Annotated in this window: 21 protein-coding genes; 8 read left to right on the top strand and 13 right to left on the bottom strand. The window is 42.0% G+C overall.

The features are described from left to right. Window positions 1-13: 13 nt before the first annotated feature. The 5 genes from D1367_RS06765 to sat form a co-directional block, all read right to left on the bottom strand. The gene (locus D1367_RS06765; protein ID WP_228674611.1) at window positions 14-907 is read right to left on the bottom strand and encodes a YsnF/AvaK domain-containing protein; all 894 of its coding nucleotides are present in this window, start codon (window positions 905-907) and stop codon (window positions 14-16) included. A 372-nt stretch (window positions 908-1,279) separates the two neighbouring features. After that, the gene (locus tag D1367_RS06760) at window positions 1,280-2,173 is read right to left on the bottom strand and encodes a DUF2382 domain-containing protein (RefSeq protein ID WP_118164980.1); all 894 of its coding nucleotides are present in this window, start codon (window positions 2,171-2,173) and stop codon (window positions 1,280-1,282) included. 327 nt (window positions 2,174-2,500) lie between these two features. Continuing rightward, on the bottom strand, window positions 2,501-3,343 hold the full coding sequence (locus D1367_RS06755) for a DUF2382 domain-containing protein (protein WP_118164976.1): 843 nt from the start codon (window positions 3,341-3,343) through the stop codon (window positions 2,501-2,503). A 516-nt stretch (window positions 3,344-3,859) separates the two neighbouring features. Beyond that, window positions 3,860-6,004, bottom strand: a complete 2,145-nt coding sequence (locus D1367_RS06750) for a caspase family protein (protein ID WP_118164973.1) — start codon at window positions 6,002-6,004, stop codon at window positions 3,860-3,862. A gap of 206 nt (window positions 6,005-6,210) precedes the next feature. Next, window positions 6,211-7,389, bottom strand: a complete 1,179-nt coding sequence (sat, locus tag D1367_RS06745; RefSeq protein ID WP_118164970.1) for a sulfate adenylyltransferase — start codon at window positions 7,387-7,389, stop codon at window positions 6,211-6,213. Between the two features lie 244 nt (window positions 7,390-7,633). On the opposite strand from sat, the gene D1367_RS06740 reads away from it, so the two are divergent. Further along, on the top strand, window positions 7,634-8,923 hold the full coding sequence (locus D1367_RS06740; RefSeq protein ID WP_118164967.1) for an AAA family ATPase: 1,290 nt from the start codon (window positions 7,634-7,636) through the stop codon (window positions 8,921-8,923). Next, window positions 8,920-11,070, top strand: coding sequence for a tetratricopeptide repeat protein (locus D1367_RS32085; RefSeq protein WP_147337339.1), 2,151 nt, complete (start codon window positions 8,920-8,922; stop codon window positions 11,068-11,070). Before D1367_RS06740 ends, D1367_RS32085 begins: the two co-directional genes overlap by 4 nt. A 22-nt stretch (window positions 11,071-11,092) precedes the next feature. On the opposite strand, the gene D1367_RS30545 is transcribed toward D1367_RS32085, so the two are convergent. Beyond that, window positions 11,093-11,230 (bottom strand): hypothetical protein, encoded by a 138-nt coding sequence (locus D1367_RS30545; RefSeq protein WP_181985089.1) that lies wholly within the window; start codon window positions 11,228-11,230, stop codon window positions 11,093-11,095. Window positions 11,231-11,407: 177 nt separating this feature from the next. On the opposite strand from D1367_RS30545, the gene D1367_RS30540 reads away from it, so the two are divergent. Continuing rightward, a complete protein-coding gene (locus D1367_RS30540) occupies window positions 11,408-11,812 on the top strand; it encodes a hypothetical protein (RefSeq protein WP_181985088.1) in 405 nt (134 codons plus the stop codon). A 71-nt stretch (window positions 11,813-11,883) separates the two neighbouring features. Here D1367_RS30540 and mnmA read toward each other — a convergent pair whose 3' ends face one another. Together mnmA and D1367_RS30040 are read right to left on the bottom strand one after the other, a co-directional pair. Beyond that, window positions 11,884-12,939, bottom strand: coding sequence for a tRNA 2-thiouridine(34) synthase MnmA (gene mnmA / locus D1367_RS06725; RefSeq protein WP_118164960.1), 1,056 nt, complete (start codon window positions 12,937-12,939; stop codon window positions 11,884-11,886). Next, entirely contained in the window at window positions 12,936-13,139 is a 204-nt protein-coding gene (locus D1367_RS30040; protein ID WP_147337338.1) for a hypothetical protein, read from the bottom strand. Before D1367_RS30040 ends, mnmA begins: the two co-directional genes overlap by 4 nt. Window positions 13,140-13,304: 165 nt before the next feature. Between D1367_RS30040 and D1367_RS06720 the strand changes: the two genes are divergently transcribed. Beyond that, on the top strand, window positions 13,305-14,207 hold the full coding sequence (locus D1367_RS06720; RefSeq protein WP_225892328.1) for a hypothetical protein: 903 nt from the start codon (window positions 13,305-13,307) through the stop codon (window positions 14,205-14,207). Between the two features lie 285 nt (window positions 14,208-14,492). Here the strand turns inward: D1367_RS06720 and D1367_RS06715 are convergent, their stop codons facing one another. Next, a complete protein-coding gene (locus D1367_RS06715) occupies window positions 14,493-14,720 on the bottom strand; it encodes a hypothetical protein (protein WP_118164953.1) in 228 nt (75 codons plus the stop codon). Between the two features lie 210 nt (window positions 14,721-14,930). Then, window positions 14,931-15,203: a hypothetical protein gene (locus D1367_RS06710; RefSeq protein ID WP_147337337.1), complete on the bottom strand. Its 273-nt coding sequence runs from the start codon at window positions 15,201-15,203 to the stop codon at window positions 14,931-14,933. Between the two features lie 376 nt (window positions 15,204-15,579). Here D1367_RS06710 and D1367_RS06705 point away from each other — a divergent pair, with 376 nt between their 5' ends. Next, complete coding sequence (locus tag D1367_RS06705) at window positions 15,580-16,992, top strand: ATP-binding protein (RefSeq protein ID WP_181985087.1); 1,413 nt, start codon at window positions 15,580-15,582, stop codon at window positions 16,990-16,992. Window positions 16,993-17,163: 171 nt separating this feature from the next. On the opposite strand, the gene D1367_RS06700 is transcribed toward D1367_RS06705, so the two are convergent. Further along, complete coding sequence (locus D1367_RS06700) at window positions 17,164-17,754, bottom strand: Uma2 family endonuclease (RefSeq protein ID WP_118164947.1); 591 nt, start codon at window positions 17,752-17,754, stop codon at window positions 17,164-17,166. Window positions 17,755-17,839: 85 nt separating this feature from the next. Between D1367_RS06700 and D1367_RS06695 the strand changes: the two genes are divergently transcribed. Beyond that, window positions 17,840-18,382, top strand: a complete 543-nt coding sequence (locus D1367_RS06695; RefSeq protein WP_118164944.1) for a Uma2 family endonuclease — start codon at window positions 17,840-17,842, stop codon at window positions 18,380-18,382. 122 nt (window positions 18,383-18,504) lie between these two features. Here D1367_RS06695 and D1367_RS06690 read toward each other — a convergent pair whose 3' ends face one another. Continuing rightward, window positions 18,505-19,293, bottom strand: a complete 789-nt coding sequence (locus D1367_RS06690) for a class I SAM-dependent methyltransferase (protein WP_118164941.1) — start codon at window positions 19,291-19,293, stop codon at window positions 18,505-18,507. Between the two features lie 501 nt (window positions 19,294-19,794). Here D1367_RS06690 and D1367_RS06685 point away from each other — a divergent pair. Then, window positions 19,795-20,547 carry a DUF561 domain-containing protein gene (locus D1367_RS06685; protein WP_118164937.1) on the top strand — a complete coding sequence of 251 codons (753 nt, stop codon included), beginning with the start codon at window positions 19,795-19,797 and terminating at the stop codon, window positions 20,545-20,547. Window positions 20,548-20,793: 246 nt separating this feature from the next. Here D1367_RS06685 and D1367_RS06680 read toward each other — a convergent pair whose 3' ends face one another. After that, entirely contained in the window at window positions 20,794-21,942 is a 1,149-nt protein-coding gene (locus D1367_RS06680; RefSeq protein WP_118164934.1) for a DegT/DnrJ/EryC1/StrS family aminotransferase, read from the bottom strand. Between the two features lie 328 nt (window positions 21,943-22,270). On the opposite strand from D1367_RS06680, the gene D1367_RS06675 reads away from it, so the two are divergent. Beyond that, window positions 22,271-23,047: an ABC transporter permease gene (locus tag D1367_RS06675; RefSeq protein WP_118164931.1), complete on the top strand. Its 777-nt coding sequence runs from the start codon at window positions 22,271-22,273 to the stop codon at window positions 23,045-23,047. The last annotated feature ends 189 nt before the right edge of the window (window positions 23,048-23,236 follow it).

Below are 23,236 nucleotides of genomic sequence, written 5' to 3'. Positions count from 1 at the left end.
GCGAGAAACTAATTCATTTTTCAGGGTTTGGTTGCTGACCTTTAGAACATCGGTCAAACCACTCCTGGTATTTTTTCTGGTGTGACTCATCTTCAACAGCGATGGTCACTCGCACCTGGTTGCAGCCGTGATTTTGCTCTAGTGCGATCGCATTCAACAATAAACTAGCAGTTTTAGGTGAGCTAAATTCACCACTTACCATTAAACCACTGCCAAAATGCTGAACTTCAAGTCTTTCTACTTCCGTTAAGTCAATACCAGAAATTTCCTCTTCTCCTAAATCAATTTCTGCAAGTTGTTTATGTTCTGGGCTAATTTGTTCTACAATCAACTTTTCGCGCCGGACAGGAACTTGTATCATCCGGGTTTCGATTTCTTTGCGAACAATCACCTCACCAACTTTACGTTTACTGCTTTCAACAACTAGTCGTTCTTCTAGTAAACGAATAATCTGTTCTTCCGTAGCCTCATCTATATTTACTGGCTCAACTGGGCTATTTGTAGTTTGATAATTACCTAATTGCTCAGTTGAGTTTTCTGATATTGTGCTATCGCCTGGTGTTTCTGTTTCTAAATATTCAGGCATATATTCGATTTCTGATTTACTTAAGTCTATGAAAACAGATTTAGTCGGCTTGTCTATTTTTTTTATTCTCTGGCTTTGCAACCTAAATAAAGAAGGATGTTTATCAGCTAACTGCTGACCAGATTCTAGAGTTTGTTGATTGACTTGATTAGATATAACTAAGTTTAATCGGCGATTAGCATCCACAATTAAGTCATGAACTACTCCTACTAGCTGGCCTTGCTGATCGAACACAGCAAAATTATTCACCTTCTTTCTTAAATCTGCTAATGAGGTGCTAGTCTGAGAGTCCGAGTTTGCCTGTCCAATGTTTTTTGTCATCGGTTGGCTATTCATAGTGCAAAGTTTATGAATTGTTTTCTAGTTAGCTAAATTAAATGTATTGATTATCTAAATACCATTTAGATAATGTTTGCGACAGTATTTATCTAACCCATATTAATATTCGCAATCCAAAATCTAAAGTTGTATTAGTTATTGGAAGCACAGGTAAAGCTAATTTTACAGCCTCACCTGTACTGTGTCGAATTAATTATTAGTCATTAGTTAGGGACTTCCAAGTAAAAAAATATTCCATTGCTATTGTTCACTGTTGACCGTTGACGGTTCACGAATTTTCAGTCAACAGTCAACGACTTTAATGTGGAATAATTTATTTTTTGGAGTTCCCTTAGTAACTAATGACTCTGTTATTTAGCGTTCTTCAATGGGAAGATTACCAGAATTCACATCTAACTCTTCACGACGCACGGTTTCTTGAGTTTCAACTGTCTCTTGATCAACCACTTTTCTAACTCTGACTTCTTCACGCAAAAATGCTTCTTTGCGAATTTCAGGAGTTTCTTCGTGAATTTCTATGCGAGCAACTTCGCCTTCACGGAAGTCTGCTTCACGCCCAGAAACGGCAGTACCTGCATCTGCTGGAGTTACACGTTCAATTACAACTCGCTCTCTTTCTATTGGCACTGCAACGCGTGCAGTATCAGTCTCAACGTGCTTACCGATCGTTACTTCTCCAGTTTTTTGGCGACGTTTGCTGGCAATTAGCCGTTCTTCATACAATCTCAAAGTTTGATGATCTTGCTCATTTAACCCGAATAAAGAAGGCTCTTGTTCGTAATTGTAGCTATCACGATTGTAAGTTGGCGTAACCGGCTGCTGATAGGTTCCATCCAGTGGTGCGATCGCTTCCAATGGTAATGATGCATCTACAGGTTGTACGTAGTCTGCGGGTTGGCGATATACCCCACGCACCCGTTCTTCATAATCATAATCAAGCGCTTCGCGTTCACTGAACTCGGGTAAATCTTCTGCTTGCTCTCTAGTCAAGCCAATTGTATAGACGCGATCAACATTATAGTCAATACGGGTACGAGCAATTGGTAGTAACACTTTTTTACCAAAAATCCAGAAGCCTAAATCAACGACTAGATAGCGGAAATGACCTTCTTCATCCACTAAAACATCGCTGACAGTACCAACTTTTTCATCAGTTCCTTGTGTATAAACCCCAAGTCCATTAATATCGTGACCTTCAAATGTATCGCGATAGTTAGGCTCAAAATCTTGTAATTTGTAAAGTACCATTATATTTTCCTCAAAACTTTTCTTCCCATCTCCTAATAACTAAAGTAGCTATTTAATTACTTATTTCCCTCCTTCTGGCGAATGAATTATTTTAAAAGTTAAATTATCAAAAGTTATAGATAATATTATCTGATGTCAGAGTAAAGAAAATTCACGTTTCTATATCGTTACTTAAAAGGAAAAATTTTTAAAGCGTTAAATTCCCGATTTCTCTAAGAAGTCGGGAATCTTGTTGTTTAATACAAAAACACAGGCAGAGATAAAAATTAACTTTGCCTGCATGATTATTTCAGATAAATCTACCAAACAAACTTATTGACCAGCTACTTAAATAGTTTCATGTGTAGGAGTATCATGTTCCTGCACCTGTAAATTACCCTCAGTATCAACATCTAACTCTTCTCGACGAATGGTGCTTTGTGTTTCCACAGTCTCTCGTTCTACTACTTTCTTAACCCGGACTTCTTCACGCACAAAGGCTTCTTTACGTATCTCAGGGGTTTCTTCGTATACTTCTATCCGTGCTACTTCCCCTTCTTGGAACTTAAGTTCATTGGGATCTACAACCTTTCCTGCTTCTGTTGGCACAACTCGCTCAATTACAACTCGTTCTTTTTGAATAGGTACTGTAACGCTTGCAGTATCTGTTTCAATATGTTTACCAACCGTTACTTCTCCGGTTTTGATCCGGTATTTGCTGGCAATTAATCGTTCTTCGTAGAGTCTAAAAGTTTGATGAGCTTGCTCATTCAACCCGTATAAAGCTGGTTCTGTCTGGTAATTGTATGTATTGCGATCGTAATTTACACCACTACTTGGAGAACGAAATACACGACGGACATTTTCTTCGTAATCATGATCAACAACCATGTCTTCTCTGTACTCGACTAAACCTTCTACTTGATGTCTGCTTAACCCATCAACATAGACGCGTTTTGCAGGATAGTCTATCCGGGAAAGACCAATTGGTAGCAATATTTTCTTACCCAAAAAATCTGAGCTTGTATCAATAACTAAATACCGGAAATGCCCCTCGTCATCAACTAAAACATCCGCCACTGAGCCAACTCTGTCTCCTCCTTCGGTGTAAAGATCCAAAGCTCTAACGTCGTCTCCGTCAAAGGTTTCTCGATAGTTTGGGTCAAAATGTTCAAGTTTGTGAAGAGGCATACGCTGTTTCCAGGTTGTTTATAAGGTTTATTTAATAGTGTAAAAAATATTGTGCTCAGTTTCATCCTGCTGGCGACTGAATCCAATTGAGAGATTTTATGGTTTCTAGTTCATACCTTATGATCTAAATACTCAATTTGAACACTCAGGGCAATCAAGAGGAGTAGAACTAAAGTGATATAAAACTCTAGCTTATGCTGATATAAAAAAGTTTTACTAGAGATGAGCCAATACGATTAAGTTAAGTTTTAATCTTTTTAAGATCCCCCCAACCTCCCTTTTTAAGATTTATCATTACCAACATCAAATAAATCTTCCGTTTGGTTGCTAACCCGCCTGGGAATAAATTCCGAGGCTAATAGCTCAAGTCCTCTTAAGAGGACTAAATATCAATACGCTTGGGTTAAGGCTAAAACTTTTTATCAAAGTCAATTTTTTTAACGAACCACAGAGACGCAGAGGAAACAGAGAGAAGAGAAAAATGCTTAACTGAACTGTATTGCATCATATCGTTGTTTACACAACCTGAAAACTAAAGCTAAGACTTGCCCAATTATTCACATCCAAGATATATGAGTCGGCTGCTGTGCCGTTCATTTCCGCTTTGAGGGCGCTGGCGTTATGCAAGTCTTGTAGCAAGGCTTGTGCAACGTCTAAGGGATTCAACAATGAACCAATCGGCCGTTCTTCGGCTGTGGAATACTTAGCAGTACTCAAGGCGGCGAGAGTTTCGCTAAAGGGGGCAGTACTAAAAATTAGTTGTTGTTCGCAAAAGCGAGCTGGCCCTGAAATCAGCCATTCGGAAGCAGCATTAGTTTGCGGTAGGGTGAGGCTTTCACCTGGGGGGATGACAACTTGTTTGATGAGGGGCTTGGTGTCGGCAGTGTTTGCTTCTTGAGGGGTTTCCCAAGAGTAGAAAGCAACTGCTGTATGATTATTGTTTAATCCCAGTAAGATTAAATATACTGGGCGATCGCTCTGGTTTTCCACTCGATATTGCATTCGACTACCGATAGGCACAATCGCAGTGGGGAGAGAGGCGATTAATCGCGTCTGTACTGATTTTTTTATCGAAGTTTCAGGTTTGAAAGTTCGTATTGTTTCACGCTGCATCACCACCTGTGGTGATATACCGCTAATTATTTCTAAGGTTGCCTTGAGAGGCAAGCGGGAAGAACCTTGATTTTCTGTAAGTCGCCATAACTTGGCTGCAAACAGGGTTGATAATTTTGGCGCTAACCTTTGCACTGTTAATTTTACTGCTTCTCCTACTTCCCCGATGGTATTGGGAATTAGTTCGCCACCAAGAGAAAATAGACCATAACGACTAGGAATTTCCTCTAGCTTGGCAAATATATAATCGGCCGGTTTTTCTCCTGCTATTACGGTGGATACATGGGAAAATCCAGCAAAGGCACTTGTCGCATCTACCCGCTCAATTCTTTCTAATCTAGTATCCAAAGCTATTGTTAAATGAATATTTCGCGGTAAAACCCGGACTGCTTCTTGGACGAGTTGCCCAACTTTTAGGGGATTTGCACTTTCAATTTTGGAAATTTGGGCTTTTGCAGTTAACCCAGTGCGCGATCGCAATACTAATTGCTCTGTTGTTTCTAATGTAAATCGAGAATTAACTCCGTAGTATAGCAGCACTTGTGGAGGTAATCCTGCCAACCACAGATAGACTGTTTTACCGTCTTCTTCAATAGCACTCACTACGCCTTCTGCACCAATGATGCTGTCTGGCTGTAGAGACGTTACATGTAACGTCTCTACACGTTGATTTTTCTCACTACTTAATAACCCCGGTTGCTGTTTACTACCCAATTTGTATAGAGAATTTTCCATACACGACAGGGCGACTTGAATTGTGGTAGCTGGGGTGAATTCCCACAAATACTGTGTCAAGGCGTAGGTAAATAACCCCGCACTAAAACCAGAAAAGAGTCCTTCCCTTGCTGGCTGGTTTGGTTCTGAGGTAGCTGTTAAAACAATTGGAGTGCTGGATAATTTCTGAGTTTTAAGTTGTTTGAGAAAGTCCAGTTCTTCTGCTGCTAGCTTTGCTACTGACTCCTGAAGGGCGCGAATTTTTAACCCTAAGACTGGGCTAGGAACATCATAGCTAGTATCCAATACTGCTGTGACTCGGTTTGTGGGCAGCGATCGCAATAATAGCAGTAGAGTTTCTTCTAATATATAGTTGACGATTTTATCATTTTGTGTATATTCACCCACATTAGCTGGCACTAGAGCATTTTGCATTGTCTCTGGCGATGTCTCTAATTTTACACGGCTGCCATAACCGCTAAAGTGGAAGACGACAAGATCATCGGCTTTAGCTTGCTTGCCCAAGTGATCTAAAAAAGCTGCCTCAATGAATTCCCTGCTAGCTTGTTCCTCAGTTAAGGTTAAAATATCTGACCCTTGGAAACCAAAGCGGTTAATCAAAAGTTCTCTTTGTAAATCCACATCCGTCAGACAACCACTGAGGGCTGGAATTCTTGGGTATTGGTTAATACCTATTAACAATGCCAACTTGCGCGGACTGGGTTGCGCCAAAGCCTGATAATAGCGATTTCCCAAAGACAACCACTCAGCTTCAGTTACCCCCAATACCGCGAGTATTGAGCCGATTCTGTTTAAAAACGTGCGCCGTTCCATAATTAGCTATCAGCCCTAAGCCCATTAGCTAGCAGCTTACAGGGCTGAACACTGTATTGTAAAGTTACGGTCAATACTGTTTGCTTCTTGACCAAATAATTGTTCATTCATAATTCATAATTTCTGGTAACAGAGTCCCTAACTTAAGTTACTCAAGGAAAGCGGATTCATCAGTGGAGTCTTAATTACGAATTACGAATTACGAATTATGCCGGTACTTCTATCTGCATTGCCCGCGCTAACTCTGCCGCTACCTCTGGACGAGAAAATTCTGGTGGTGGTAATTCACCGCGTCGCAGCATTTCCCTGACTTTTGTTCCCGATAAATGAATACGTTCTTCTGGCTTGCTGGGACTGGTTTTAGATGTTGCCATCTGCTTAGTGCGCGTGCAGTAGAAAGCGTGTTCAAATTTCATCGGCACAATGCCCAATTCACTTGGCGCAAATTCATCAAAGATGTATTGAGCATCGTAAGTGCCATAATAGTCACCAACGCCAGCATGATCCCGTCCGACGATAAAGTGAGTACAGCCGTAGTTTTTGCGGACTAAAGCATGGAATATGGCTTCACGAGGCCCAGCATAGCGCATTGCGGCTGGATTGATTGCCAAAGTTACCCGGTCTAAGGGGTAATAGTGTTCCAGCAAAATTTCATAGCAACGCATCCGCACGTCAGCAGCGATATCATCTTCTTTTGTCGCCCCGACTAATGGGTGCAAAAATAGACCATCAACGATTTCTAAGGCGCACTTTTGAATATATTCATGGGCGCGGTGGATGGGGTTGCGAGTTTGAAAGCCAACGATGGTTTTCCAACCTTTATCTCTAAATAGTTGCCGTGAGGCAGCTGGATCGATTTGGTAAGTGGGAAACTGGGGATGAGGTTCGCGTTGCAACAACCAAATATCACCCGCCAGATGTACAGTACCTTGGTTATAGAGTACCTGCACGCCGGGATGTTTAGCATCATCAGTGCGGTAGACATTTATGGCTTCGCGGGTTTTGTCGTAGTTATATTTTTGCGTCAGTTGCAAAACCCCAATAAATTCACCTCTGGAGTTATCCAGACGGATTAAGCCGCCTTCTTGTAACGGGGAAGCTACTTCTTCGCTGACCGATAGTGTAATTGGAATTGACCAGACAAGACCGTTAGCTAATCGCATTTCTGTTACAGTGCGATCGTAGTCTTGCTGGTTCATAAAACCCGTCAGTGGACTAAAAGCACCGATCGCAATCATTTCTAGATCAGAAACGGCGCGATCGTCTAGTTGCACTCGCGGCAAAAAGTCAGCTTTTGAGAGAAACTCTGCTCTTTGTTCTGCTGTGGCGATACGGTTAACCAACTGTCCACCGTGCGGGGCTATGGCATCTGGATTGTGACTCAATGTAATCCCCTCTCTGCTTTTAATGTTATTGTTTCAGATTATGTACTAACTTACCAAATGCTGGTACGTAGAGAAAAAAAGTTTGGGTATTGGGTATGGGACAAACTAAGATAAACTACGTGGACGCAAAGAAATTATTAAATACTTTCTAAATACTTTCTTTGCCCGTTCTTTGTGTGCGTTATGGTGTCAGCAGTAATGTCATAATTGGCTATGATAATTCGAGCATGGCCAAAAGATAAACATGGACAAAACTCTGCTGGAAAAGTTTCGCAAAGCGTATCAGGATTTAGAACTATTCCCACTCATCACAGCGAGACAGGTTGAAGCCTTTCGGGTTGATTTTGCTAACGAGACGATCGCCCGCTTAGAACAAGCTGTTGAAGATGCACCGCCTAATGGCAAAATTATGTTTGCCGGACATCGCGGTTGTGGCAAGTCTAGTCTGCTGGCGAAATTTGCTAAAAAAATGAACCAGCAAGGATATTTTGTTGCTTTCTTTTCGGTTTCTGACTTGATTGAGATGTCAGATGTTAACCATATTAATATTTTGTATGCGATTACTTTAACTTTATTAACTCAAGCGACTAAAGCTGAAATAGAAATTTCTAAAGATATTGAAAAATCTCTTTTAGAATGGTTCACTACTACTCAGACAGAGACAGTTACCAAAGACTTAAAATCTGAGATTGGAGTGGGTGGTGATTTCTTAAAAATTATCACTGCCAAGCTCAAAAATGAAGCAACGTTTCGGGAAGAAATTAAAAAGACTTACGAACGGAAGGTTTCGGAACTCGCCCGTAAGGCTGATGAAATTGCCTCTATCATTCAAGCTGCTACTGGTAAGCAAGTTCTCATCGTCATTGATGACTTGGATAAGCTTGATTTGGGTTTAGTCGAAGATATTTATAAAAATAATATTAATTCTTTATTTCTCCCGAAGTTTCAAATTATCTATACAATTCCTATTTCGGCAATTCGCAACAGTGAATTACTCCCCATTCTGCAATCTGTTGTATCTCGGATTCAGTTGATGGCTGTCTGTAAGTTCTTCAATCCCGGAGACAGCCGCAAACCCGACGGAGTACCCAAAGAACAATTGCTTAAATTGTTTCTGGATATTCTTGAAAGGCGTATTCCACCAGAATTAATCGAACCTGAAACCGCAAGGCAAATTGTCCTTAATAGTGGCGGTGTAGTGCGAGAATTGGTAAGAATAGCTAGAGAATGTTGTTCTCAGTGTTTGTTGCTGATTCGTTCGGAACCAGAACGCTTAGATATCAAAATTAATCAAGAAGTTCTGCAATTAGCAGTCAAAGATTTGCGGAATGAATTTGCTCGTCCATTGGGTGAGAATTTGACTAACATATTAGTAACGACATACGAAAATTTCACACCCAAAGATGCGAAAAGTGACGATTTTCTCTCGCTGCTGCATGGATTATACGTGCTGGAGTATGAGAATGATGATTTGTGGTATGACGTGCATCCCATTGTGGTGGAGATACTCAAACGCAAGCAGCTGATTAAATGATGTTAACCGATGATCCAAAAGCAGAAAATCAACGGAATTATCAGAAGTTAATTGTAGCCCTTGAAGCGAGTCAGGGTATTTTAAATTTGCTGATTGCAGTTTGTGACGATCGCAATTTACGCGAAAAACTCATTCAGCAATACGAAACTGAACTCATACAGCAGGACTTTTTTACCTATCGGATAAGGGTACGCAATCAAGATCCTAGTTTACGCTATGCCGTAGCGCAGTTGATAGAGGCAGAGCCAGATTTACAACAGGGTACACCTGCGGTAATTACAGTATTAGGTATAGATGAGTTGCTGTCGGTAAAGCTAGACGCACCCAAATCAGAAGAAGACAGGTTTTTTGGCTACTTACAATGGACAAGGGAAGCACTGCGACAATTTCACTTTCCGATTGTGTTGTGGTTAACTGAACCAATATTAGTTCGCTTGGTGGAAAAAGCGCCGGATTTTTGGAGTTGGCGAGGTGGAGTGTTTTGGTTTAAACGCGAGTCTGTGTCTCTAGAATTAGCAAGTGCGAATGTTTCACGAGACATATCCAAGACGATACCAGAGGAACCAGGCGGTTTACCTTTAGAAGAAATTTTACGACTCATTGAGCAAATTGAAGCCCAAGAGAAGGAAGCACCATTATTAGCAACGCTTTATGAGAGTTTAGCGGAAGCTTATAAACAGCGCTATCGCAGTCAGCAAGAACGCCAATTGGCAATTAAGGCATACGAAAAAGCAATTGCTTTGCAAACAAAGTTGGGGTTAAAGGCTGATTTAGCTAGTAGCTTGGAAAAGTTAGGAAATCTCTATTTTGAATTTTACGATGAGGTCAAAAAAGCTAATGATTGTTATCAACAGGCACTCTTAATTTACCAGGAGATAGGCGACAGGCAAGGGGAAGCGAATACATTACAAGCCATCGGCGATGTTTTGCAGTTCCTCAAACGCAGTGATGAAGCATTAGAACGCTACGAAACCGCATTGTCATTTTACCGCGACACTGGTTCTCGCTTGGGGGAAGCGAATACATTAAGAGCGATCGGCGATGTTTTGCAGTTCCTTGACCGACGTGATGAAGCATTAGAACGCTACGAAACCGCATTGTCATTTTACCGCGACACTGGTTCTCGCTTGGGGGAAGCGAATACATTAAGAGCGATCGGCGATGTTTTGCAGTTCCTTGACCGACGTGATGAAGCATTAGAACGCTACGAAACCGCTTTGTCATTTTACCGCGACATCGGCGATCGCTTGGGGGAAGCGAATACATTAAGAAGTATCGGCGATGTTTTGCAGTTCCTTGACCGACGTGATGAAGCATTAGAACGCTACGAAACCGCTTTGTCATTTTACCGCGACATCGGCGCACGCTTGGGGGAAGCGAATACATTAAGAAGTATCGGCGATGTTTTGCAGTTCCTTGACCGACGTGATGAAGCATTAGAACGCTACGAAACCGCATTGTCATTTTACCGCGACATCGGCGATCGCTTGGGGGAAGCGAATACATTAAAAGCGATCGGCGATGTTTTGCAGTTCCTTGACCGACGTGATGAAGCATTAGAACGCTACGAAACCGCTTTGTCATTTTACCGCGACATCGGCGCACGCTTGGGGGAAGCGAATACATTAAGAGCGATCGGCGATGTATTGCAGTTCCTTGACCGACGTGATGAAGCATTAGAACGCTACGAAACCGCATTGTCATTTTACCGCGACATTGGCGATCGCTTGGGGGAAGCTAATACATTAAAAGCGATCGGCGATGTTTTGCAGTTCCTCAAACGCAGTGATGAAGCATTACAACGCTACGAAACCGCATTGTCATTTTACCGCGACACTGGTTCTCGCTTGGGGGAAGCGAATATCCTGCAAGAATTCGGTAAGTTGCAAGAAAATCCCCAGCAAAAACTAGAATATCTCCAGCAAGCACAAAATCTCTACATCCAAATTGGCGATATCTACAGTCAAAGTCGTAACCTCGCATATTTTATCGCCAATGCACAGTTAAACATGGGAGACTCAGAAGCTGCAATTAATTCCTTAACTCATGCGGCTGAACTCGCCACCACCATTAACTATGCACCAATCCAAGAATACGCCCAAAGTCGCATAGCTGAAATCAACTCTACGCCCACACCAACAGGGTGAATAAAAGAGAGGTTCATCCAATTTATCCAGCAGCGTTGGGTAAAATTCGCGTTTTGTTTTCTTGTTGGTTTAATTGCTTTTCTACTGCTGCGTCGCTGAGTCGAAAATTAGTAACGAATATTTTTGGAGAAATTGGTATATCTGAGCGCACCTTTTCCATTATTTATATAATACCTTGTCAACTGCTAAAAAGTCAACAGTTGCTTGACTTCAATTTTTAATTGAACGTGAGTTCGACAAGTACTTTTCTGACCTCTCCCCCAACCCCTCTCCGACACGGAGAGGGGAGCAAAAAGCCTGATTTTTCGTTACTCTTCCCCTGCTTATCCGAACTGTATTGTGGCTACGCTTACGCATTTGCTATTTCGGCGAACTCATTTGTTATTTCGGCGAACGCATTTGCTATTTCGGCGATCGCATTTGTTATTTCGGCGATCGCATTTGTTATTTCGGCGAACTCATTTGTTACTTCGGCGAACTCATTTGTTACTTCGGCGAACTCATTTGTTACTTCGGCGATCGCATTTGTTATTTCGGCGAACTCATTTGTTATTTCGGCGAACTCATTTGTTATTTCGGCGATCGCATTTGTTACTTCGGCGAACGCATTTGTTATTTCGGCGATCGCATTTGTTATTTCGGCGAACGCATTTGTTATTTCGGCGAACGCATTTGTTATTTCGGCAATGCCTACGGTTGGCTACGCCTACGCATTGGGGATTATTCAATACGGTTCGGTTGAGGGAAGACGCGATAAATCGCCGTCTCTACAAGGTGGCTTTGGTTTATGCCAAAACAGGGTAGGAGTTATTTTTAACTAAACTGTTCAATTATTCCGCCACCTAACACTTTTTCGCCGTCGTACCATACCGCCGCTTGTCCGGGGGTGATGCTGATTTGGGGTTCATCAAATACCAAACGCACACGGGAGTTTTCCAACGGAATCACTGTCGCTGGTGTAGGCGTTGAACGATAGCGAATTTGCACTTCGGCATGAATTGGGGTGGATGGTTCAGCAATAGAAACCCAATTTACCCGATTTACTGTGCATTCTGGCTGAGTTACCTTAGTGCGATCGCCTACTACTACTTTATTATTTTCCGCATCTAATTCAATCACATACAACGGTTCGGCAGCAGCAATTCCCAAGCCTTTGCGCTGGCCAATGGTGTAGTGATGGACACCATCATGCTGTCCCAAAACTTTGCCTGTAACATCGACAATATCGCCTGTTTTGGGAGCTAAATATTTATCCAAAAATGCCCGCATGGAACCATTGCTTTCCACTAAGCATAAATCTTGACTTTCTGGCTTGTCAGCAGTTTTCAGTCCGTATTCAGTCGCAATGCGGCGGGTGTCAGTTTTTTCTAGTTCGCCTAGAGGAAATATAGTTGCTGCAAGTAAATCTTGAGACAAATCATAGAGAAAGTATGACTGGTCTTTGTTGCGGTCAACAGCCCTTAATAATTGGTAACGCCCAGTTGCTTCGTCATGGCTAATTCGGGCATAATGACCAGTGGCGATGCGATCGCATCCCAATTCTTCACGAGCATACTGCACCATTGGCCCAAACTTCACCGTTTTATTACACTGGGAGCAAGGCAAAGGCGTGATCCCAGCACTGTAACCAGTTACCAGGTAATCGACAATATGCGTCTGAAAGAGATCCCGAATATCGACAATCTGATGGGGAACGCCCAGTTGTTCACAGAGATCAGCCGCGTCGATCATACCTTCAGAGCAACATTGACCTTTGCCTTTCATTAGCCAAAGAGTCAAACCAATCACTTCATAGCCCTGATGGTGCAGGATAGCTGCGGCGGTGGAACTGTCAACGCCACCAGAAAGACCAACGACGACTTTTTTCATACATTGCACGACAAGCTGCGTGGTTGTCCAATTGTAGCACACACTCTTTCATCGCCTTGCCACCAAAGCACTTCAGTTTTAAAGTTGCTGAAGGAGCGACGCCGATAGCGAACGCGAGTCTTCTCCCTTGGCGCTAGCCTCTCCCAAAGGGAGAAGCCAAGGGCGATAGCGCCGGCGGCAAGCGAGTCATCGAGCGTCACGAGCGCCTTTGCTTACTGGGCGCTCGTGTCGCCCACCCCACAATAAATAGTTGGATATTTTTTTATTTAGAAGTCCCTTAACGCTATATAGTTGCTACAACGCTAAACTAATTAGTTGCTGACGCCAAATTTCCTAAAAATACTTTGACTACTTTCTGAACTATTATGTCGAGAGGATTACCAAGTCAATTTATCCCATTTCACATACTGCGCCGAAGTTCTGAGGGTTGGAAGCGCACTATAAAATTTCTCCCCTTGTTAATGGGAGGATGGTTACTACTGATTCCCAATAACATGCTACTGGCTCAAGAATCAGGTGAAATTTTGCCGCCCACGCCAATTCCCTTTGGCCAACAGCCATCACCGCAGTTACAACCAGTACAAAACAATCAAGTTGAGCAGGATTTTCAGCCCTCCCAACCATTACAAAACAATCAAATTGAGCAGGATTTTCAGCCCTCCCAACCATTACAAAACAATCAAATTGAGCCGAATTTTCAGCCTTCTCAACCTTCACAGTTTAGTCAATATAACCAGAACTTTGAGCGCTACTTAGTTTACGTAGATGGTAGTGATTTCCAGACGTTACAAGCAATCCGTCAGATTGAACCAAGTGCTTACATTCGCCAGTACCAAGGCCGGAATGTTATTCAATCAGGTGTTTTTAACAGAGTATCTAACGCCCAACAACGGGTGAATGAGTTACAGTCACGAGGCATATATAATGCCCGAATTATCAGCTTCGGTAACGGACAGGAAATAGATGTAGGTAATGGAAACTTTGGAGGCGATCGCAATAATATAAATCCTCCCAAACAAGCCTCTAGATATTATGTCGTGATTCCCACCACTCAAGAACAGTTACCTGCGATCGCAGAACAAATTAGGCAGAATTTAGCCCGATTTAGCCAAGGTTTAGGACGATCTGGCGGAGTCCTCGAAAGGACGCAACCACGAGGGCCACATGTAGCAGTCGGGCCTTTCTCTGATCGATTCCAAGCTGGGGAATGGAATAAATATCTGCGAAATACAGGATACGGTAATGCCAGGGTTTACTACGGAAAGTGAACAAAGGAGTTAGGAGTTAGGAGTTAGGAGTTAGGAGTTAGGAGTTAGGAGTTAGGAGTTAGGAGTTAGGAGTTAGGAGTTAGGAGTTAGGAGTTAGATGACATCCCTAGTAGATTATTTTATCTAGATTCAGGATTGCGATCGCTAATGATGAACCCGTGTTTGGTGAGATAATTCTGGATGTATTTGATCTCAATTCTTCACTCCTAACTCTTAACTCTTAACTCTTCACTCCTAACTCCCCACTCCCCACTCCCCACTCCCCACTCCCCACTCCCTCGATTCTTAACGCAGGGATTCAATAATTACTGCTGTTGTAATTAAACACAACAGGATGATTCCCAGTGGAAGCAAAAACTGTTGTAAAAGATACAGGAGTATGGGTATGATTTGGAACATACCTAAACCACTGGATAGAACATAGGCGATCGCAATACCAAATAGCACCAACAAAAAATATTTCAAGGATTTAGAGGCAATGCGAAATAAAAGCGTATCCTGATTTGTGTCCATAATTTTACTCACAAAAGTAGCTAAATTTTGGGCAGTGAATATTCTTATAGCGTTTCCCGGCAAGCGTGACGTACACTCGTAGGGGCACGGCACTGCCGTGCCTCTATACCTTGCGATATAATTTTGTACCTCATTTGAATGGGAACCGCTATATTGATTGCCCCACTCCTCATTAAAAAAGGAGGCTGTGGGGAATCAACAGTATTAGTTTTACAAGTGAATAATTGCCTGATTGGGTGAATTATTTAAAGACTGTTGTTGCCTTTGTGGATTGTTTTGCTTCTCATAGTTAACTAACAGTTGAAATGCGATAAACAAGCTCAATAACAAAAGCAAAAACGAGCCGAAACCAGAGGAATACTGATTTATTTCTCGCTCAACACCACATTTAAGGCAGACATATCTATTGGGATTCTGTGCATCTTGGGTAAAAGGACACTGATTCTGATTGCAATCATGATGACAATTTTTGTCTAACATCATTCAACCTCCTCATAGGGTAAAGACTTACATACTTAGTTGTAAATACACTCTACAGAATCTAGTTAGTTAATACCCACTGCCTGTTTAGTAGACACCACTTTCATGAGTTATTAATATAGGAGAGTAACAAGTAACATCTGTGATTTACTAAGCTTGCAGTAGTCGCACTGATAAAATCTCCCCTCAACCACCTTTTATTGGCGCTTAACTTAACTTCGCCTGTATTACCTACAAGAGTAATACAGCCCAAGATGCTTTGCAGTACGATAGAGTAGCCTGTTAGAGAGTAGGAAAAAGTATTTTCTAGTATCAAGAGTAGGAACAAGTAGTAAAAATATGGTTATAATCAAGTAAAAAGAATACATCAAGTTCACAAATGGGTGTAGAAGAGGCCTTAGAGTTTGTAGATAACTTGGTTTTTTTCACGAAGGGACAACACCTAGATAAAATTCAAAGGATTATCTTGCGTAAGGTGTGGGAAGATGAAAAACAGACTTACCAAGATATCGCCAATAGCAGTAGTTATACAGAAGCGCATTTAAAAGCAGTTGGTGCAGGACTTTGGCATCTATTATCAGATGTGCTAGGAGAGAAAGTCTCAAAATCAACCTTCCAAAGCGTGGTTCAGAGATTTTGGACAACTAAACAGTCTCAAAAAGTTTCCCATCTTGCAAATTCAACGAGCAATGGCGATAAACCCCAAGATTTAGATTTTAACTTTATCGGGCGCGATCGCCAAATAGCCGAACTCCACACCCTTGTCACTCGGGGAGCAAAAGTTATTCTCATCCAGGGTAAAGGCGGTGTTGGTAAAACAACCTTAGCACGTAAGTATTTTAAAACTCAAAAGTTTAATTTTGTATTGGAACTGTGGATGGCCACAGAAATCCAAAACCTCACTCCTGTAGAAAGTGTGGTTGAGGAATGGCTGCGGCGATATTTTAACGAAGAACCAGGACGCGATTTTGGTATCAGCTTAGAACGACTACGGCGGAAACTGCGAGAGCAAACTTCTAAAATTGGGGTGTTTATTGATAATCTCGAAACTGCTCTCGATAAAAATGGCAAGTTCCTAGAATATCGTCGCTCTTATGTTGAGCTATTAAGAGTATTAGCTGATATAGATGTGCATTCAGTTACTTTAGTAACAAGTCGTGAGCGTTTGCGGGAGTCTACTGTAGAGGTTAATCTCTATGCACTCGAAGGTTTAGATGATGAAGCTTGGCGACAGTTTTTTAGTAGTTGCCACATCAACTGCGATTGTAGTATTCTCGGTGAAATGTGCAGAGCTTATGGAGGTAACGCCAAAGCAATGCAAATTCTGAGAGGAGCAATATTGACAGATTTTTATGGTGACATTCACGCCTATTGGCAAGAAAATTGTACAGATTTATTAGGAGAAAGAGAGTTAAAAGATTTAGTCGCCAGCCAATTTACTCGTCTTCAAGAACGTGACTTAGAAGCCTATCGCCTCCTCTGTCGTTTAGGATGGTATCCTTATCAAGATATTCTTACTTCAGTACCTATTGAGGGAGTTTTATGTTTGCTTTGGGATGTAGCAGAACAAAAACGTAGAGGTGTGATTAAAGCTCTGCAAGATTTGTCTTTAATAGAAGCGAAAAAAGGACAATACTGGCTGCATCCTGTCATCCGTGATGAAGCAATTAGTAGGTTAAGGTTAGTTAGTGAAGAATGGGAATTAGTAAATCTAAAAGCCGCAGAATTTTGTACGCAACGAGTTGCAGCTATTAAAAATATCACAGATGCTTTAATTAGAAGTTTATTATAGCAGTCCTAAATCATTCGTGAACAATAAGATCCCCGAAAACTTTTACGAAGTCGGGGATCTGAGACATCTCCGAAAAAGAATGTAGAGACGCTAAATTTCGCGTCTCTACAACGGTTGTGGATAATGCATATTTAATTTCTGGAGATGTCTATTAGATTTTAATGTTTATTCCTATTCCCGAATCACCTGACTAAACTCATTAACTGCATCATACTGATCAGCCATACGCGAATACTGGGCCAGCAATTCTATATCTAAATCTGGGAAAAAAGAACTTTTAGATGCTTTTTCATATTCCTCATCTCGCAAACAATAGACGGAAAGTAACCCATCTTCCCAAAACCAGACTTCGGGAACTTTCAGACGCTTGTATATCTCCAACTTATTAATGCCGCCACTGGTGACAGTAATTTCAATAATCAAATCTGGAATCGGTTTTTTAGCCCCAAAGTTATAAGACTCATCTGGTTCTCGTCGCGTACCATCTTTGCGTTTGCCGAGTGTAGCACTTCCTCTAACGTAGAAGCGAATTTTCTTTTCTCTCAGATATGCCTCTAACAAACGACTTGTAGTACTTTTAGCATCTTCATGGTCATCGGAAACTGGGGACATAATTTCTAAAATTCCATCTAAATAAGTTAGTCGCGCACCTGTACCTTCTAGGTCTACATCTAGCTTTTCTAGTTGATCCCAACTGACGTTATACAGCAAAACATAGGAAGTCTTTGGAGTGACAGGTTTGGCGATGACTGGGGAATTCATGGGGCGATCGCTCCTGGAGAGGTCTATAAGTATTACGGTATAGTAATTCTAGGCAAAATAAAGCGATCGCTCCTATAGAGGTTTTATGTCCCTAACCCTTGAAGACTTGGAAAAAATGCAGCAACAGCATCCTGACTTTCGCATGGAGCTAGTTAAGGGTAATATTATTGTTATGAGTCCATCAGGATACGAATCAGATGAGGTCGCAGCCGAAATGGTAGCCCAGTTACGTAACTGGGTTAGACCGCGCAAACTGGGGCGAACAGCAGCTTCTAGCGCCGGTTTTAGATTGCCTAATTCCGATTTACGCGCACCAGACGCCTCATTTGTTTTAGCCGAACGCTTGCGTCGCAGTCCCAAGTCTTTTGCTCAATTGGCTCCCGATTTGACTGTTGAGGTTAAGTCCCCTAGCGATAATTTAGACGATCTGAGAGCCAAGATTCAAGAATTTCTGAGTTTGGGAACTAAAGTAGGAATTTTGCTAAATCCAGATGAGCGGATTGTTGAACTTTACAATCTTGGACAAGAAGCAATAATACTTCGTGATGGCGATATTTTAACAGTTCCCGAACTGCTCCCAGGATGGGAAGTACCAATTGCAGATTTGTGGCCTCCAGAGTTTGACTAGGATAGTATGAAAAACACGGGGAAAGGGAACCCATATTTAAAAATATGGGTCTAAATTCCCATTACATACAAAACTTAATTACGTTAGCGTAGCGGTAGCGAGTATTCAAGCGTCATTACGAATTATTTAACCTTCACGAGTTTAAAAACTACCGAATAGGGACGTGTTTTGGAATTAAATAGCTTCCGATTGTTTTCTGCAAGATGGTATCGCTCTGGGGTAATTCTTGGTTCTTCAAATTCGTCCACAGAAAAACCTGCTGCCTTGAAAGCTTTCCAGTAATCGGAAAGAGGGCGGTGAAACCAGATAAATGGTGTTGTAAAATGGTTCCAAGGTTGGTCGCTATGTTGTGTCCTTTCAAAGTAAGAAGAAGTCCAACCATAAAAAACTGTTCCATCTTCATTTACAGTCGTCGAGTTACCTTGGGGAAAACAAGGATGTGAGAACACAAGGATTGCAATACCACTAGACTTCAGAACACGATTGAATGCCCTAATTGCTCCTTCGAGATCAAGCAAATCCATGAGAACATAATTCGAGATAATCATATCAAATTGTTGATCTGGAAGCGACTTGAGTTCAGTGCATGAATCCAAATGAAAATCTATATCTAGATTATTTTGGCTAGCTCTGAATTGGGCAATTTCTATCATCTGAGGAGAAAAATCTATACCAGTTACACTGGCCCCTTTAAGACAAAGCTGCCGTGCTAAATATCCTGTGCCACAACCAGCATCGAGGACAGACAATCCTGCAACATTACCAGCGAAACTCCATAGGACTGGATCTGAGTTCAGAATTCGATTGCTGTCGCCATCTTCGCCAACTTGAATATCCCAGTCTTTAGCTCTATTATCCCAGAGTTCAAGTATTTCTTTATCGTCAAAGTTTGCCATTATTTCTTCAGTCATATCTTCCTCCTGAAAACAATAACTTAATTATTTTCACAGATGGATCTGCTAAATTTATGCTGCATTTAACAAGTGGTGGGGGTTTAAGTCCCCAGTAAGACAGACAGCGCGTTTTGTGTCGGGGTCTAAATCCCCTTCACTTTCACGTATTGCGTTAGCGTAGCGGGGCGTTCGCTTTTAGCGTCTCCAAGAGTTGCCCATTGCGAATTGCGAATTGCGAATTGTTTTAATACCTAGCTGAATTGGCAGAGTAAACTCCAAGAACAAAATTTTACAATATACAGCAGATTGCAAGTTGGTGAGGTACAGATAATTGTAAGGGCATGGCAGTGCCATGCCCCTACGGGTGTACCTCATTTACCTGAAATACGCTGTAGCGATCGCTAATCCAAGAAAAAGGATAAAACTATCAAGATTTGGCAACTGCGATAGTTATTTAGTCCCGGATTAACTAAGGGACGGTAGAATATACCTAATTTTCGTAGCTTCAAAAGCCAAACTATGACGATGCATTCCCCACTCCAACGTGCATTTACTAACCGCCGCGTCCTGAAAGTGATTAGCGGCTTGAATAACTTCGACGCCGCTAGCGTCGCTGCTACCGTGAAAGCTGCTGAATTTGGCGGTGCTACTTTTGTCGATATTGCCGCCGATGCAGCCTTAGTCCAACTAGCTAAAAGTTTGACAAATTTACCAGTTTGTGTTTCAGCAGTAGAGCCAGAAAAATTTGTGCAAGCTGTAGCAGCTGGTGCTGATTTAATTGAAATCGGGAATTTCGATTCCTTCTATGCTCAAGGACGCCGCTTTGAGGCTCCAGAAGTGCTAGCACTGACTCAGCAAACCCGCGCTCTCTTCCCGGAAATTACCCTATCTGTTACCGTTCCCCACATTTTGGAACTAGATCAACAGGTGCAGTTAGCAGAAGAACTGGTGAAAGCTGGAGCAGACATTATCCAAACCGAAGGCGGTACTAGCAGTAACCCAGTTAACGCTGGAACACTAGGATTAATTGAAAAAGCTGCTCCCACCTTGGCAGCAGCTTTTGAGATTTCCCGTGTGGTGTCACTACCAGTATTGTGTGCTTCAGGCATTTCTAACGTTACCGCACCATTAGCGATCGCGGCTGGTGCTGCTGGTGTTGGTGTTGGTTCCGCCATCAACCAACTCAATAGCGAAATAGCAATGATTGCTGCTGTGCGTGGCTTAGTAGAAGCCTTAGCGACTGCAAATAATGAGTTAAGAGTTAAGAGTTAGGAGTTAGGAGTTAAGAGTTAAGAGTTAGGAGTTAGGAGTTAAGAGTTAAGAGTTAGGAGTTAGGAGTTAAGAGTTAAGAGTTAGGAGTGATGAGTTATGAGTTGAAGGATTTATTCATTCCTAACTTCAAACTTTAAACTCCTAACTTCAAACTCCTAACTTTAAACTCCTACCTCCCAACTCCTAACTCCAAAATTAAAACTCCTAACTCCTAACTCCTAACTCCTAACTCCAAAATTAAAACTCCTAACTCATAACTTCTTTCAGCGCATAAATCACCTGATCTTGCTGTTGTTGTGTCAGTTCTGGATACATAGGCAAGGATATAACTTCATGGCAAGCTTGCTCTGCTATTGGTAAATCCCCAATTTCATAGCCCAGATTTTGATAAACTGGCTGCAAATGTAAAGGGTGGGGATAGTAAATCATTGAACTCACGCCCTGTTCTTGCAATTGACTACGCACCCAATCTCGATATTTGGCGCTAGAACCATTGCGCCCTTCGCCGGAGATGCGAATAGTGTATTGATTCCATACCCCAATACCCTCAGGTAACTCTTGGGGCGGCACAATCCCCGGAACTTGAGACAGATACTGGTAGTAATAGTTGGCGATATCTCGTCGGCGATTGTTCCAAATATCTAAATAACGTAGCTTAATTTGCAAAATAGCTGCTTGGAGAGCATCCAAGCGGCTATTTACACCGATTTCTTCATGTAAATATCTAACTTTACTGCCATGATCTCGTAGTATTCGCAGTTTAGTAGCGATCGCAGGGTCATTAGTCGTTATTGCCCCGCCATCGCCGCAACCACCAAGATTTTTGGTAGGGTAGAAACTAAAGCAACCAATATGTCCAATGCTTCCTACTTTTTGATTAGCCCACATTGCCCCTGTAGACTGAGCGCAATCTTCAATTATTGCCAAATTGTGAGACTGAGCGATCGCCATCAATAATGCCATATCCACAGGTTGTCCAAATAGGTGAACTGGGATAATCGCTTTAGTTTTGGACGTAATCGCCGCCGCTACTTGCTCCACATCCAAATTAAACGTAGTAGCGTCAATATCAACGAAAACAGGCTTTGCACCCACGGCGCTAATTACTTCAGATGTAGCAATAAAGGTAAAAGGCGTTGTAATCACTTCATCGCCTGCACCAATTTCCAAGACTCGTAACGCTAAGTAGAGCGCATCAGTGCCAGAATTACAAGCCACACATTGAGTAACAGTATTATAAGCAGCAAACTGTTGTTCAAAGCCTTCGACTAAGGGGCCGCCAATATAGCGGCCAGAAGCCAGAACCTCTAAGACAGCTGCACTTACTTCTGCTTCGATGGTGGTGTATTGCTGCTTGATATCAAAGGCAGGGATAGGATTTACACTTTGGATCATGAGTTCTTATTTTATTGGGAGATACAAAGGATGCACTTCGAGAGTCAATTTTTGCTGATTGAATTGTTAATCAAAAAGGAGCTACTAAAAGACTATCGCCCAAGATACGCATCTATTAGGGTTTTTACTTAAACTGTGGCGCTAGAAACTACCGCACATTTAATTTACAGATAATAAGCATACTAGGTGTTTGCCACGTTAAGGTTGTACCATTTTTGAATTTTGAATTGATGAAGGTGATATATATCAACCAAGATCCAACACATCGGATCAAAGTTCCTCTTGTGTGGGCTGCTTTGAGAAGAAAATACCAGGAGATAGAGAAACCATGCAGGAGTTGATCAAGCTGGATTTCGTGGATTTAGCTATTGCTGTGGGATTGATGGCGATCGCCATTGGTTTATCTGCCTGGGAAAAATTAGGACTAGAGTTAAATTTAGCCCTTGCTACTGGGAGAACCATCTTACAACTACTTGTATTGGGATACATTTTAGATTTCATCTTGGCTTTGGACAATGCTTGGGCAGTTTTGGCGATATTAACAATAATGCTGACAATTACGGCGATTGTCGCACGAAATCGGATCAGCCAAAAAATTCCTTATGTGTTGCCTTTAGTGTGGGGTGCAATTTTAATTAGTACCGCCCTGACAGTGCTTTACACCAACTTCTTGATTATTCAACCAGAAAGATGGTATGAACCACAGTATATAATTCCCTTAGCAGGGATAGTTTTAGGTAATGCTACCAATGCAGCTGCGATCGCAGGCGATCGTCTTGTCAGCACCATCAATTCCAGCCATCTCGAAATAGAAACCCATTTGAGCTTAGGCGCAACACCCGAGCAAGCAGTTAGCCAGTATCGCAAAGACGCCATCAGAGCCGGATTGATTCCGACTCTCAATCAAATGATCCTCATCGGTATGGTGGCAATACCAGGAATTACCACCGGACAGTTGTTAGCTGGTGTGAAACCTCTGGATGCTGTATCCTACGAAATTTTGATTATGTTCATGGTGGCTTTTGCTAACTTGTTGACAACAGTTTTAGTCACAAAGGGGTTGTGTCGTCAATTTTTTAATTCCGCCGCGCAGTTGGTGAGGTGAAGCGGTTAATCTACCTGACAATTCAGGTTATCTGGAAAACCTCACTTCTATTTCTCTCTTCCTTTAAGGAGAGAGACTTTGAATTTTCCCCCTTAGAGCGACGAGTTGAGGGTTATACCAATTTAATGTGAAGCTGCACTAAATGAGTAACTCTCTATTCTTGGCGTCCTTGGCGTACTTGGCGGTTCG

Source organism: Nostoc sphaeroides, from assembly GCF_003443655.1.
Taxonomy (GTDB): Bacteria; Cyanobacteriota; Cyanobacteriia; order Cyanobacteriales; family Nostocaceae; genus Nostoc; species Nostoc sphaeroides.
The sequence above is the reverse complement of the archived record's forward strand: the minus strand, read 5'-3'. Positions and strand labels throughout refer to the sequence as shown.